Annotated in this window: 13 protein-coding genes; 8 read left to right on the plus strand and 5 right to left on the minus strand. The window is 59.9% G+C overall.

Features of this window, described 5'->3' with window-relative positions; translation table 11 throughout:
• The first annotated feature begins 230 nt into the window (after nucleotides 1–230).
• The 4 genes from ACW9IR_RS25815 (at nucleotide 231) to ACW9IR_RS25830 (ending at nucleotide 2,927) form a co-directional block, all read left to right on the plus strand.
• Complete coding sequence (locus ACW9IR_RS25815) at nucleotides 231–1,133, plus strand: chemotaxis protein CheV (protein ID WP_007916955.1); 903 nt, start codon at nucleotides 231–233, stop codon at nucleotides 1,131–1,133.
• Nucleotides 1,134–1,160: 27 nt separating this feature from the next.
• Entirely contained in the window at nucleotides 1,161–1,619 is a 459-nt protein-coding gene (locus tag ACW9IR_RS25820; RefSeq protein WP_457465458.1) for a GNAT family N-acetyltransferase, read from the plus strand.
• Between the two features lie 148 nt (nucleotides 1,620–1,767).
• A complete protein-coding gene (locus ACW9IR_RS25825; protein ID WP_457465460.1) occupies nucleotides 1,768–2,094 on the plus strand; it encodes a hypothetical protein in 327 nt (108 codons plus the stop codon).
• A gap of 83 nt (nucleotides 2,095–2,177) precedes the next feature.
• Nucleotides 2,178–2,927: a YkgJ family cysteine cluster protein gene (locus ACW9IR_RS25830; RefSeq protein ID WP_457465462.1), complete on the plus strand. Its 750-nt coding sequence runs from the start codon at nucleotides 2,178–2,180 to the stop codon at nucleotides 2,925–2,927.
• 68 nt (nucleotides 2,928–2,995) lie between these two features.
• Here ACW9IR_RS25830 and ACW9IR_RS25835 read toward each other — a convergent pair whose 3' ends face one another.
• The 5 genes from ACW9IR_RS25835 to ACW9IR_RS25855 form a co-directional block, all read right to left on the minus strand.
• Nucleotides 2,996–3,193 (minus strand): hypothetical protein, encoded by a 198-nt coding sequence (locus ACW9IR_RS25835; protein WP_457465463.1) that lies wholly within the window; start codon nucleotides 3,191–3,193, stop codon nucleotides 2,996–2,998.
• Nucleotides 3,169–4,314 (minus strand): transporter substrate-binding domain-containing protein, encoded by a 1,146-nt coding sequence (locus tag ACW9IR_RS25840; protein ID WP_457465465.1) that lies wholly within the window; start codon nucleotides 4,312–4,314, stop codon nucleotides 3,169–3,171. Before ACW9IR_RS25840 ends, ACW9IR_RS25835 begins: the two co-directional genes overlap by 25 nt.
• A 130-nt stretch (nucleotides 4,315–4,444) precedes the next feature.
• Complete coding sequence (locus tag ACW9IR_RS25845; protein WP_102901568.1) at nucleotides 4,445–4,684, minus strand: hypothetical protein; 240 nt, start codon at nucleotides 4,682–4,684, stop codon at nucleotides 4,445–4,447.
• 111 nt (nucleotides 4,685–4,795) lie between these two features.
• Complete coding sequence (locus ACW9IR_RS25850; RefSeq protein WP_102901567.1) at nucleotides 4,796–5,101, minus strand: hypothetical protein; 306 nt, start codon at nucleotides 5,099–5,101, stop codon at nucleotides 4,796–4,798.
• 275 nt (nucleotides 5,102–5,376) lie between these two features.
• On the minus strand, nucleotides 5,377–5,739 hold the full coding sequence (locus ACW9IR_RS25855; RefSeq protein WP_102901566.1) for a DUF6124 family protein: 363 nt from the start codon (nucleotides 5,737–5,739) through the stop codon (nucleotides 5,377–5,379).
• 1,067 nt (nucleotides 5,740–6,806) lie between these two features.
• Between ACW9IR_RS25855 and ACW9IR_RS25860 the strand changes: the two genes are divergently transcribed.
• From ACW9IR_RS25860 to ACW9IR_RS25875, 4 genes are read left to right on the plus strand one after another with little or no spacing between them, the layout of a single operon-like run.
• Entirely contained in the window at nucleotides 6,807–7,967 is a 1,161-nt protein-coding gene (locus ACW9IR_RS25860; RefSeq protein WP_457465468.1) for an efflux RND transporter periplasmic adaptor subunit, read from the plus strand.
• Nucleotides 7,964–11,065 (plus strand): multidrug efflux RND transporter permease subunit, encoded by a 3,102-nt coding sequence (locus ACW9IR_RS25865; protein ID WP_457465470.1) that lies wholly within the window; start codon nucleotides 7,964–7,966, stop codon nucleotides 11,063–11,065. The genes ACW9IR_RS25860 and ACW9IR_RS25865 overlap by 4 nt, the downstream gene beginning before the upstream one ends.
• An 8-nt stretch (nucleotides 11,066–11,073) precedes the next feature.
• Nucleotides 11,074–11,751 carry a heavy metal response regulator transcription factor gene (locus tag ACW9IR_RS25870; RefSeq protein ID WP_007916978.1) on the plus strand — a complete coding sequence of 226 codons (678 nt, stop codon included), beginning with the start codon at nucleotides 11,074–11,076 and terminating at the stop codon, nucleotides 11,749–11,751.
• Nucleotides 11,741–13,105, plus strand: a complete 1,365-nt coding sequence (locus ACW9IR_RS25875; RefSeq protein ID WP_102901563.1) for a heavy metal sensor histidine kinase — start codon at nucleotides 11,741–11,743, stop codon at nucleotides 13,103–13,105. Before ACW9IR_RS25870 ends, ACW9IR_RS25875 begins: the two co-directional genes overlap by 11 nt.
• Nucleotides 13,106–13,158: the final 53 nt, after the last annotated feature.

The raw sequence follows: 13,158 nt of genomic DNA on the forward strand, positions 1-13,158 counted from the left end.
CGAGTCGATTATGGATTCGGCAGAGCAGGTTCAGGTCGGTGAATTACTACAATATACCCCGATCGGCCCCCTCTCCCTCCGGGAGAGGGCTGGGGTGAGGGGCTTTGGCTTTTGATCTGCACGCCACCCGACAACTAACCTAAAGCCCAACCTTTTAACGCCGATAACCCGGCATCAATAGTTTCTGGCGATTTCCACCCTCGCCCACCACCTTTCCACAGAAGGTTCATATGTCCTCCACCAAAGCCCGCGCAGACTCACTTTCGCTTCTGCTGTTTACCTTGCGCAGCGGCAAGCTGATGGCGATCAACCTGCTGAAAGTCAGTGAAATCATCCCCTGCCCGCCGCTGACCAAGCTGCCGGAATCGCACCCGCACGTTAAAGGCATCGCCACCCTGCGCGGCGCCTCGCTGTCGGTCATCGACCTTAGCCGCGCGATCGGTGAGCGTCCGCTCGAAGATCCGAACGGCGGCTGCCTGATCGTCACCGACGTCAGCCGCTCCAAGCAGGGCCTGCACGTACAAGCGGTGAGCAAAATCGTCCACTGCCTGACCACCGACATCAAGCCACCGCCATTCGGCTCCGGCGGTTCACGCGCTTACATCACCGGCGTGACGTCGGTGGACGGCACGCTGGTGCAGGTACTGGATATCGAAAAAGTTATCCACAGCATCGCCCCGGCGCAGATCGAAATGGCCCCGACCGATCTGAGCATGGAAGACGCTGATGTGCTCGGCAACGCGCGGATTCTGGTGGTCGACGACAGTCAGGTGGCGCTGCAGCAATCGGTGCACACCCTGCGCAACCTCGGCCTGCAATGCCACACCGCACGCAGCGCCAAGGAAGCCATCGACTGCCTGCTCGACCTGCAAGGCACGGCGCAGCAGATCAACCTGATCGTCTCCGACATCGAAATGTCCGAAATGGACGGCTACGCCTTCACCCGCACCCTGCGCGAGACCCCGGACTTCGCCCATTTATACGTGCTGCTGCACACCTCCCTCGACAGTGCGATGAACAGCGAGAAAGCGCGGCTGGCCGGGGCGAACGGCGTGTTGACCAAGTTCTCCTCGCCGGAGCTGACTCACTGCCTGATCGAAGCGGCCAAACACGTCGCCGCACACGGGCACTGAGTCTTGGCCGAGACGTATTGTTTTTTGATGCGGCGCGATCTTGCCAAGGACGCGCCGGATGCGCTTTGGCCTCAAGGCATTGAACTGGCCACGTACTCCGTCGAACTCGCGCCGGACGTGCATCATTTGATGCAACTCGGCTACCGCGAAGGTGGCGGCCGGGTGCCGGCGCTGGACACTTGGCAGCAGCAATTCGAGACCGATCCTGAATACGATCCGACCCTGTGCTTTATTGCCCACGATGCCGAAGGCGTGGTCGGCGTGGCGCAATGCTGGACCAGCTCATATATCAAGAATCTGGTGGTGCATCCGCGCATGCAGGGGCTCGGATTGGGCCGGGCGCTGTTGCTCAAAGCATTCAAGGTATTTCAGCAGCGGCGCGAAGGGTTTGTCGATCTGAAGGTACTGGAAGACAACCGGCGGGCGCAGCGCTTGTATGAAAGTGCCGGGATGTATGTGGTCCGCCGGGAGTTGGTGCCGGACTGATCGACCGTCTTCGCCAGCAGGCTCGCTCGCACATTTTGAAATGCATTCCAAGGTGGGAGCGAGCCTGCTCGCGAAAGGGCCGGCACAGGCAACTTCTAACACTCAGGCAGACTCCAACCTTGGCCACCCACGACCAAGGATGCCCCCCATGAAAGCCCTCACCTTAAGCTTCCTCTGCCTCACCGCCCTCACCTCCCAGGCCCACGCCTCCAGCCCCGACGCCTGGGCCGCCTATGACAAAACCGTGCTCGCCAGTTGCACCAAGGCCAGTGGTCTGAAAAATGCCAAACCCGTCGGCACGCCCGCACAGTTCGACGACCGTGTCGGCTACACCGCCGTTCTGCTGCAAGGCCAATACCCGCAAAAACACATGAAAGGCCAGCAAGGCACCGAGCTGTGTCTGTACAACAAACAGTCGAAAACCGCCTTCGTCACCGAGTGGGACTCGATCCATCCGACCGCCAAAGCCCGGTGAGTGGCGCATAACTTGCTTCGATCAGCGTCTGTGCGGTGGTTTTCCGCCACCGTTTCACACCCTGATTGAAGACAGATCGCTCAATGAATACGACGTTTTCCTGCGTAGGTTGCGGCAAATGCTGCACCGATCACCATGTTCCCCTGACCTTGGCCGAAGCCCGCATGTGGGCGGCGGATGGCGGTCAGGTGATTGTGCTGGTGGAGGCCTTTCTCGGTAATGGCCTGGGTCTGCCGGCGCAGCAGCGAGAACATGCCGAACGTCGCTCAGCGGTCGTTCGCAGCGGCGTAACCGACGCCCATGTGGCAATCACCTTCGCGGCTTACAACGTCGGCCCCTGTCGGAATCTTGACGAAGACAAGTTGTGCCGGATCTACGAGCGACGGCCGTTGGTCTGCCGCATTTATCCGGCGGAAATCAATCCGCATATCCCGCTCAACCCTGCCGCCAAGGATTGCCCGCCGGAGTCCTGGCAACAGGGGCCGGTATTGATCGCTGGCGGCGAGTTGGTTGATCAGGAACTGGTCGAATTGATTCAACGTTCGCGCCAGGCCGATCGCGATGACGTCGGCATCAAGGACGCGATCTGCGCGATGCTGGGGATTCGCACCACGGCGTTGAAGGGTGACGGGTTTACTGCGTACTTACCGAATATGGATGCGTTTGCGGCGGTGATTGATCAGGTGACAGCGCAACCGTTGACGACTGCGCCGAGTGAGTGGGTGTTTCATCTGTCGGGCGATGATGTTGCCGGGCAGGTGTTGGCGGCCGGGGCTCAGGTGGTGACGGAGCCGGCGCAGACGTATGCGTTTATCTCGTTGCGCGAGGCTTGATCCAGATTCTTTAGCGTCTGCACGGCCTCATCCCGAGCAGGCTCACTCCTGCATTTGAAATGCATTTCCTAGTAAAACTGAGCCCGCTCGCTGATCCCGCTGTAATGATCGCTGTTCTTGCAACGATTTTTCACCAGGCCCATCCACGACTGTCCGTGCTTGAGCGCCTGCGCCGGCATGCATTTAGCCATCAACCGCACGCACAACGCAGCGACGGCTGACGGGAACGCTTGCGACTTTTTCAGCTGGCAGCCACTGCCAGACATTCAAGCTCCACTTTAGCTCCCGGCACCACCAGTTGCTTGCCCGCGAACGTCGTGCGAGCAGGTAACCGGTCGGCAGGGAAATAGCGGCGATAAACCTCGTTCATCCCGGCGAAATCCTTGACGTCGGTGAGAATCACGGTGCACTTGGCCACATGCGCGAGAGATGAACCACTTCGGTCCAGCGCGCTACGCAGATTCTCCATGACCTGAACCATCTGCGGACGAATCCCGCCCGCCGCCAGTTGGCCATCGACATCCAGCCCGAGCACACCGGACAAGTAGATCGTCTCACCAATCTGTACGGAATCGGAAAGCGGCAAATCCTGCGCCTTGGCTCGATAGCGGGGGAAGTCACTGATAGCAGACGACAGATAGCGCTCAGTGATCGCCTGATACTGGCCGCTCTGTTTTAAACGCTCGAGGGCGGCATTGAGTTCATCACGCAGTTTGCTGTCGGTTTTGCGCAAAGCCATGGCCACGCCCGTGCCCAGCATCGGATCCTTGAGCGCCGGCCCTGCAAAACCGAACGCCTGACCCTGCGGCCGGCTCAAGAATGCGTGCGTGATTTCGATGGAATCCTGCAAGGTGGCATCGATTTCACCGCTCTGCAGACTCGCAATCAGTTGATCGTTGAATTGAAAACTACGAATCGTCACCCCCGACTCAGCCCAGCGCGCCTTGGCGAAAGCCTCGCGACTGGTGCCGGCCAACACACCAATACGTGTGCCTTGGAGTGATTTGGCATCAGGTTGCAGATGCGTCCCCTTGCGCGCGACCAACTGGCTGCTCAACGGGTAGAGGTTGTCAGTGAAATCAATGCGTTCCCGCCGCGCCGGGGTGGCCGTCATCGGCATGATCACGTCGAAACGATTGGCCTCAAGCGCCACGATATTGGTCGCGTAATCCTGATCGACCCACACGCAACGTTTTTGCAGTTCGGCGCACAAGGCATTGCCCAACTCGATGTTGAGTCCGACCAGTTCACCTTTATCGTTGCGACTTTCGAAGGGGGGTACGAGAGGTTCGACGCCAAACCGCAGCGTCGGCTCGACCGTCGACGACACACAACCGGTGGTCAGGGCTAACAGCGACAAAGCGGACAGGATTTTTGCCAGAGACATGGAAGCGACCTTTATCAAAGCGTTCACGGGGCATGAATCTTTGACGAAAGGTCGCTTGGATTCCCAGAGGGCGAATCTGCTATCTCTGTGGGAATATTCCGCGTCTTGGTGCGATTACCTCAAGAACAGATCAGCGCTTGCCCATCGAACGACGGGTACCCGGCGGCGCCATCCCCGGGGTCTTGGTGTGGCCATTCTTGGCGCCGTTCTTGTACCACGGCTGGTTCGAGCCTTTGGCAGAGGCCAGCTCGCCCGGTTTGAACGGAAATTTGAAGGCCGGGATATCGGCTTTGGTATCGCTGGTGTCGGCCAGTTCAGCCGGGACATCGCTCACGGCGTCGTCAACCGGCGGTAGGGTCGGGGAAGTCATAAAAGCTCCGGAAAGCAAAAAGTCGGGCCCGATCAGTGAGCCGCGAAGGCGCGCAGTATACCTGTGCGCCAAGGTTGGGCACCTGAAGATTTGCAGCGCACGCCGAACGGTTTACAGGTAACTGATGATGACGATGCCTTTGTCGGTCGAGGTCTTCAGCGCTTCGTAGCGCATGGAAATCGGCAGCGACTGATGACTGCAAGCGTTGCGATCGGAGTCGACATCGACTTTCACGCCAGGTTTGATTTCGATCTGGCGAGACTCACGATCAGCAAACGCCCCGACCAGTCCGACCTGACAGCCCGAATCGACAATTTGCCCGGTAAAGCGGATCTCGCCGGATTGACTGGCAGGCGCGGCGGAGGCTATGAGTGGAAGCAACAGAAGCACAGACGGCAGAGCGGTTTTCAGCTTCATTTCAAGACACTCCCGGGGTGAGCGGCCCAGAGAACCCGGGCTACACAATGTTTATCCGCGTGCAGGGACGGATCTTGAGAAGCGTAGTGGGCAAATAGGTCCCTGATTGGGACTGATCGGTCCCTTTTTGGGACTGCTCAACAAAAAATGGCCGTTAGAGATGGGGTGCCCAATCAGACGTCTTCGCGAGCAGGCTCGCTCCCACAGGTGGACTGCGCTTCAAACGGTGGGAGCGAGCCTGCTCGCGAAGAACGATGACGCGGTGTTCAGACGGATTACGTTTGTGGATCAACCCGATCCAGCGCCCGGTTCACCGCCAGCTCGGCGAGCATGACGATCTGCTGGATCGCCAGCGCCGTACTGCGCTGCGGGCGACTGAGCTGATCGGCCAGATCACCGGCCATGACATTGGCTGAAGCCAGCGATTCGCAGGCGTGGGCGAGCAGGCTTTCGGTGTCGATGTTCGGGTGGATGAGGAACATCGTACTGGGCTGACGCGGCTTGACCGGTTCGGGGCAGAGGTAGAAATCGAGCGCGCGCTTGATGGCTTCGCGGGTTTTGATCTGGTCGTCGGCGCGGATGGCGTCTTCGAGTGGGGTGGTGGGATCGATGGATGGATCTGGAACTGGCTTAGTCATTGGAAACCCTATTTTGCAAATGGGAGCCATCCCTTGCCGTTTCTCACGCGGCGAAGTGGGTGGCAGCTATGTGCGGGGTGAGAAACCGGAAAAATAGGAAACCGGCCAGACCGAAGTCTGCCCGCACACAGCCGCCATGAAGCATTTGCAAGCGGCGGACAAGCCGCCAGCAATTATGCGGACTGATGGACTGAATCACTAATTTTTCAGGGTTCTCACACCCGATCGCCGAGTTTTCGGCGACAACCAAAGACTAGAGAGCGCACGTCCGACGGACAACCTGAAAAGCTTGTGGGAAGGTTCTGGTTATTTGACACAAATTTAAACAGCCAAAAGCCAACCCTCACCCTAGCCCTCTCCCAGAGGGAGAGGGGACTGACCGAGTCGTTTGGCAGAGCTACGCCGACTTGAAATACCGAGTCGAGCTCAGATTCTGAAACAGATCAAAAGCCCCTCACCCTAGCCCTCTCCCGGAGGGAGAGGGAACTGACCGTGGTGTTTGGGAGAGCTACGCCGACGTGCGATACCGCGTTGAACTCAGATTCTGAAAAGCACACAAATCGGCCCCCTCTCCCTCGGGAGAGGGCTGGGTGAGGGGCAAGAGCACCACAAAAACCAAAGCCGTGCGCGCCGTGCTCTTCACCACTCAATAGGCCGAGTGTCAGCTCGCCTGCTCTTGATCTTGATCCACGGGCGACGTCGGAAGGCTGAGTGGAGGGATTGATCCGGGCGTGGGAGCGCAGCGACCGTTTGGCGCAGCCAAACACAGCGAGAGGAGGTGCAGCGAAGCAAACCGTAGACGCTGCGCCCGGATCGATCCCGGAGCGAAGGAACCCCGAGCCCCAGCGAGCGGGCCGCACGCAGGAGCAAGCCTTTTTGGTTACTTTTTCGGCGTCTGGAAAAAGTGACCCGCCGTAAGGGCGGAACCCTAAGCCGCCATTACCGCAGCAACGGATATGTACACAACGAAACTGACAGCGCTGACAGCTAGCCGTCACCCTACTGACCCGCAGACAGGTTTATAAAGACAACAACCCTGCCCAAACTCCGTCCGGCGCCCACCCCGCATGCGAATCCAAAAGAACAAAGCCCTGCTCGCCACCCTATTGATCGTCCTCGCAGGCGCAGGTCTGTGGTACGCCCTGAAACCCGCCCCCACCAAACTCGCCACCCCCACCGCCATCCCCGTGCGAGTGATCGCCGTCAGCGCAAAAGACGTCCCCCGCTACACCAGCGGCATCGGCTCCGTACTCTCATTACACAGCGTCGTAGTGCGCCCACAAATAGACGGCATCCTCACCAAAATCCTCGTCAAAGAAGGCCAGTTCGTCAAAGCAGGCGACCTACTGGCCACCATCGACGACCGCTCCATCCGCGCCAGCCTCGATCAGGCCCGCGCCCAACTGGGCGAAAGCCAGGCGCAACTGCAAGTCGCCCTGGTCAACCTCAAACGCTACAAACTGCTCACCGTCGACGACGGCATCTCGAAGCAGACCTACGACCAGCAACAAGCATTGGTCAACCAACTGAAAGCCACCGCCCAAGGCAACCAAGCCTCGATCGACGCCGCGCAAGTACAACTTTCCTACACGCAAATCCGCTCCCCCGTCACCGGCCGCGTCGGTATTCGCACAGTCGACGAAGGCAACTTCCTGCGCATGACCGACACCGCAGGCCTGTTCACCGTCACCCAGATCGACCCGATCGCCGTCGAATTCTCCCTGCCCCAGCAAATGCTGCCGACCCTGCAAGGTTTGATCAACGACCCGCAACGCGCGCAGGTCAAGGCCTACATAGGCGCCGACACCGATGGCGAAACCGGCAACCTGCTCGGCGAAGGGCACCTGACCCTGATCGACAACCAGATCAACGCCAACACCGGCACCATCCGCGCCAAGGCCGAATTCGACAACGCCAGCCAGAAGCTCTGGCCCGGCCTGCTGGTCACGGTAAAAATTCAGACAGCCCTCGACAAAGATGCGCTGGTCGTCCCGCCCACCGTCGTACAACGTGGCCTCGATCAACACTTCGTTTATCGGGTCAACGGTGACAAGGTCGAAGCCGTGCAAGTACAGATGGTTTATCAAGGCAGCGGCCAGGACATCATCAAAGGCGTGAAGGCCGGTGACGTGCTAGTCACCGACGGCCAGTCGCGGCTTAAACCCGGTTCGACCGTGCAAGTCATGAGCGAGCCGCCGCAAGTGGTACAGGCGGAGCCGAAACCATGAAGGCGCACAAAGGCGTCTCCACGTGGTGCATCGATCACCCAGTCGCCACAATCCTGCTGACCATCGCTCTGGTGCTGGTCGGTTTGATTGCCTTCCCGCGCTTGCCAATCGCCCCACTGCCGGAAGCGGAATTTCCGACGATTCAGGTGTCCGCGCAGTTGCCCGGCGCCAGCCCCGACACCATGGCCTCGTCCGTGGCCACGCCGCTGGAGGTGCAATTCAGCGCCATCCCCGGCATGACCCAGATGACCTCCAGCAGTGCGCTCGGCTCCAGCCTTTTGACCCTGCAATTCACCCTCGATAAAAGCATCGACACCGCCGCCCAGGAAGTCCAAGCGGCGATCAACACCGCCGCCGGCAAACTGCCCAAGGACATGCCGACGCTGCCGACGTGGAAGAAGGTCAACCCGGCCGACAGCCCGGTGCTGATCCTCAGCGTCAGCTCGACGCAAATGCCCGGCACCGAACTCAGCGACCTGGTGGAAACCCTGCTCTCGCGTCAGATCAGTCAGATCGACGGCGTGGGACAAATCAACATCACCGGTCAGCAACGTCCGGCGATTCGCGTACAAGCCTCGGCGGACAAACTCGCAGCGATCGGCCTGACCCTCGCCGACATCCGTCTGGCGATCCAGCAGACCAGCCTCAACCTCGCCAAAGGTGCGCTGTACGGCGAATCGAGCATCTCGACACTGTCGACCAACGACCAGTTGTTCCACCCTGAGGACTACAGCCAACTCATCGTTTCCTACAAGGATGGCGCCCCGGTTCACCTGCGCGATGTCGCCAAAGTCGTCAACGGTTCGGAAGATGCCTACGTGCAAGCCTGGGCCGGTGATCAACCCGGTGTGAACCTGGTGATCTCGCGCCAGCCCGGCGCCAACATCGTTGAAACCGTTGACCGCATTCAAGCCGCCCTGCCCGGTCTCGAAGCGATGCTGCCGGCCTCGGTGCAGGTTAAAACCCTGATCGACCGCACCCAGACTATTCGCGCGTCGCTGCATGAGGTGGAAATCACCCTGTTGATCGCGATCATGCTGGTGGTCGCGGTGATGGCGCTGTTCCTGCGCCAGTTGTCGGCAACCCTGATTGTTTCGGCGGTGCTCGGCGTGTCGCTGATCGCCAGTTTTGCTTTGATGTACATCCTCGGCTTCAGCCTGAACAACCTGACGCTGGTGGCGATCGTAGTGGCCGTGGGGTTTGTGGTCGACGATGCCATCGTCGTGGTGGAAAACATCCACCGGCATCTGGAGGCCGGCGACGATATGCGCGAAGCGGCGATCAAGGGCGCGGGCGAGATCGGCTTCACCGTGGTGTCGATCAGTTTCTCGCTGGTGGCGGCGTTTATTCCGCTGCTGTTCATGGGCGGCGTGGTTGGGCGACTGTTCAAGGAATTCGCCCTGACCGCGACCTCGACCATCATGATTTCCGTGGTGGTCTCGCTGACCCTGGCGCCGACGCTGGCGGCGTTGTTCATGCGCAAACCGGTGCATCACGCCCACGCCAAACCGGGCTTCAGCGAACGCTTGCTCGGCTGGTACGAGAAAGGCCTGCGCCGCGCCCTCGAGCATCAGAAATTGATGATCGGCGTATTCGGTTTATCGCTGGCGCTGGCCATCGGCGGTTACATCTTTATCCCCAAAGGTTTCTTCCCGGTGCAGGACACCGGTTTCGTCCTCGGCACCACCGAAGCCGCTGCGGATATTTCCTACGGCGACATGGTGAAAAAACACCTGGCGATGGCCGAAATCGTCGCCGCTGATCCGGCCGTGCAGGCGTTCTCCCATTCAGTCGGCGTCTCCGGCAGCAACCAGACCATCGCCAACGGCCGCTTCTGGATTGCCCTGAAAAAACGTGGCGACCGTGATGTTTCAGCCAGCCAGTTCATCGACCGTATCCGTCCGCAACTTATGAAAGTCCCCGGCATCGTCCTCTACCTGCGCGCCGGCCAGGACATCAACCTCAGCTCTGGCCCGAGCCGTGCGCAGTACCAATACGTGCTGAAGAGTAACGACGGCGCGACCCTCGCGACATGGACGCAACGCCTCACGGAAAAACTGCGCAGCAACCCAGCGTTCCGCGATATTTCCAACGACCTGCAACTGGGCGGCAGCATCACCCATATCAGCATCGATCGCAGCGCCGCCGCCCGTTTCGGCCTGACCGCGAGCGATGTCGATGAGGCGCTGTACGACGCCTTTGGCCAGCGGCAGATCAACGAATTCCAGACTCAGGTCAATCAGTACAACGTGATTCTGGAACTGGACACCAAACAACGCGGCAAGGCCGAAAGCCTCAACTATTTCTACCTGCGCTCACCGCTGAGTGGCGAGATGGTCCCGCTGTCGGCGCTGGCCAAATTCGATGCGCCGACCATTGGCCCGTTGTCGATCGCGCATGACGGCATGTTCCCCGCCGCCAACCTGTCGTTCAACCTCGCGCCCGGCGTGGCGTTGGGTGATGCGGTGATTCTGCTCAATCAGGCCAAGGCCGAGATCGGCATGCCGGCGGCGATCAGCGGCAATTTCCAGGGCGCGGCGCAGGCGTTCCAGAGTTCGCTGGCCAGTCAGCCGTGGCTGATTCTCGCGGCGCTGGTGGCGGTGTACATCATTCTCGGTGTGCTTTATGAAAGCTTCGTACACCCGCTGACGATCATTTCGACGCTGCCGGCGGCAGGCTTGGGCGCGGTGATCATGCTGTGGATCTGCGGTCAGGACTTTTCGATCATGGCGTTGATCGGCCTGGTGTTGCTGATCGGTATCGTCAAGAAAAACGGCATCCTGATGATCGACTTTGCCCTGGAGGCGCAGCGCCACCGAGGCCTGTCGCCGCAGGATGCGATTTTCGAAGCATGCATCACGCGGTTCCGGCCGATCATCATGACCACCCTCGCCGCCCTGCTTGGCGCGCTGCCGCTGATGCTCGGTTACGGCACCGGCGCCGAACTGCGCCAACCGCTGGGGATCGCGGTGGTCGGCGGTTTGCTGGTCAGCCAGATGCTGACGCTGTTCACCACGCCGGTCATATACTTATGGCTTGAGCGGCTGTTCCATCGGCCTAAGCCCGCGCCTTTACCAGCGCTAGCAACCACAGACTGAGGCGGGTCATGCGCGTTCTGATTATCGAAGACGAGGAAAAAACCGCGGACTATCTGCACCGCGGTCTGACGGAACAGGGTTACACCGTGGATCTGGCCCGCGACGGCGTCGAAGGCCTGCATCTGGCGCTGGAAAGCGACTACGCGGTGATCGTCCTCGACGTCATGTTGCCGGGCCTCGATGGCTTCGGCGTACTGCGCGCGTTGCGGGCGCGCAAGCAGACCCCGGTGATCATGCTCACCGCCCGCGAACGCGTCGAAGACCGCATCAAAGGCCTGCGCGACGGCGCCGACGATTACCTCGGTAAACCGTTTTCCTTCCTTGAACTGGTCGCGCGCCTGCAAGCGCTGACCCGGCGCAGTGGCGGCCATGAACCGGTGCAGGTGAGCATCGCCGACCTGTGGATAGATTTGATCAGCCGCAAGGCGACCCGCGCCGGCACGCGTCTGGATCTGACCGCCAAAGAGTTCTCGCTGTTGAGCGTGTTGGCCCGCCGGCAAGGTGAAATCCTCTCGAAAACCGCCATCGCCGAGATGGTCTGGGACATCAATTTCGACAGTGACGCCAACGTCGTCGAAGTCGCGATCAAACGCCTGCGCGCCAAGCTCGACGGGCCGTTCGACGAGAAACTGCTGCACACCATTCGCGGCATGGGTTATGTGCTGGAGAGCCGTGGTGTCCAGTAATTCGATCGCCCTGCGCCTCAGTGGCATGTTCACGCTGGTGGCGCTGCTGGTGTTTCTGTTGATCGGCGGTGCGTTGTATCAGCAGGTCGACAAAGGTCTGGGATTACTGCCGGAAGCCGAGCTGGATGCGCGCTACAGCGTGCTCGAATCGGCGCTCAATCGCTTCGGCACGCCGGAGCATTGGCTGAAGATAAACGCCAAGTTGAAACTGCTCGGCGAAGAGGACAAACGTATTCGGTTCTGGGTGGTGAGTGCTGATCCGGGTTACGAATACGGTCAGCCGGATGCCGCGATTCGTGCCTTCGCCCAAGGCCCGCTGGGCATGCATGACTTGCAGTTGGCCGACCATCCTTATCCACTGAAAGTGCTGCTGACCGAACTGCCGGCCAAGGATCAGCGCCCGCCGCTGCGCTTCATGATCGGCATTGATACCGAGACGTTTCATGAGACTCAACACAACCTGTTGATCGCGCTGATCGGGCTGGCGATTGTCGGTGTGCTGATGGCTTCGGCGCTGGGTTATTGGGTGGCGCGGATTGGTCTCAAACCGTTGATCAAACTGTCCCATGAAGCCCAGCGTCTGGCGCCACCACTACGCGCCGGGCGCTTGCGTTTGTCGCCGCTCCCGCCGGAGCTGGAGCAGTTTGTCGACTCGTTCAACTCGACGCTGGAACGGGTCGAACAGGCCTACTCGCGGCTGGAGTCGTTCAACGCCGACGTCGCCCATGAACTGCGTTCACCGCTGACCAATCTGATCGGGCAGACGCAAGTGGCGCTGACCCGTGGGCGTTCTGCCGAACATTATTTCGAGGTGCTGCAATCGAATCTGGAAGAGCTGGAACGGCTGCGCTCGATCATCAATGACATGCTGTTTCTGGCCAGTGCCGATCAGGGCAACAAGGCGACCAAACTCACATCCACTTCGTTGGCTGATGAGGTGGCGACGACGTTGGAATATCTGGATTTCATTCTTGAAGATGCGCAGGTTGAAGTGCAGGTCAGCGGCGATGCGCAGGTGCAGATCGAGGTCGCGCATTTGCGCCGGGCGTTGATCAATTTGTTGAGTAATGCGGTGCAGCACACCGGGCCGGGACAGGTGATCGAGGTGCGAATCGAGGTTGAAGAGCATCAGGTGAGTATTGGTGTGGCCAACCCCGGTTCGCCGATTGCCAGTGAGCATTTGCCACGCTTGTTCGAGCGCTTTTATCGGGTCGATGCGTCGCGCAGTAACAGTGGCAATAACCATGGGTTGGGGCTGGCGATCGTCAAGGCGATTGCGCTTATGCATGGTGGGGATGTGTTTGTGCGCAGTGATCGGGGGATGAATACCTTCGGGATTTATTTGCCCGTTTGAAAAGCCCCTCACCCTAACCCTCTCCCGGAGGGAGAGGGGACTGATTGGGGGAT

The organism is Pseudomonas sp. SDT291_1_S447, assembly GCF_054070155.1.

What these genes read in the sequence shown, in the direction of transcription:
- ACW9IR_RS25815 (WP_007916955.1), top strand. Translation starts at nt 231, where the DNA reads ATGTCCTCCACCAAAGCCCGCGCAGACTCACTTTCGCTTCTGCTGTTT.
- ACW9IR_RS25820 (WP_457465458.1), top strand. Translation starts at nt 1,161, where the DNA reads ATGCGGCGCGATCTTGCCAAGGACGCGCCGGATGCGCTTTGGCCTCAA.
- ACW9IR_RS25825 (WP_457465460.1), top strand. Translation starts at nt 1,768, where the DNA reads ATGAAAGCCCTCACCTTAAGCTTCCTCTGCCTCACCGCCCTCACCTCC.
- ACW9IR_RS25830 (WP_457465462.1), top strand. Translation starts at nt 2,178, where the DNA reads ATGAATACGACGTTTTCCTGCGTAGGTTGCGGCAAATGCTGCACCGAT.
- ACW9IR_RS25835 (WP_457465463.1), bottom strand. Translation starts at nt 3,193, where the DNA reads ATGTCTGGCAGTGGCTGCCAGCTGAAAAAGTCGCAAGCGTTCCCGTCA.
- ACW9IR_RS25840 (WP_457465465.1), bottom strand. Translation starts at nt 4,314, where the DNA reads ATGTCTCTGGCAAAAATCCTGTCCGCTTTGTCGCTGTTAGCCCTGACC.
- ACW9IR_RS25845 (WP_102901568.1), bottom strand. Translation starts at nt 4,684, where the DNA reads ATGACTTCCCCGACCCTACCGCCGGTTGACGACGCCGTGAGCGATGTC.
- ACW9IR_RS25850 (WP_102901567.1), bottom strand. Translation starts at nt 5,101, where the DNA reads ATGAAGCTGAAAACCGCTCTGCCGTCTGTGCTTCTGTTGCTTCCACTC.
- ACW9IR_RS25855 (WP_102901566.1), bottom strand. Translation starts at nt 5,739, where the DNA reads ATGACTAAGCCAGTTCCAGATCCATCCATCGATCCCACCACCCCACTC.
- ACW9IR_RS25860 (WP_457465468.1), top strand. Translation starts at nt 6,807, where the DNA reads ATGCGAATCCAAAAGAACAAAGCCCTGCTCGCCACCCTATTGATCGTC.
- ACW9IR_RS25865 (WP_457465470.1), top strand. Translation starts at nt 7,964, where the DNA reads ATGAAGGCGCACAAAGGCGTCTCCACGTGGTGCATCGATCACCCAGTC.
- ACW9IR_RS25870 (WP_007916978.1), top strand. Translation starts at nt 11,074, where the DNA reads ATGCGCGTTCTGATTATCGAAGACGAGGAAAAAACCGCGGACTATCTG.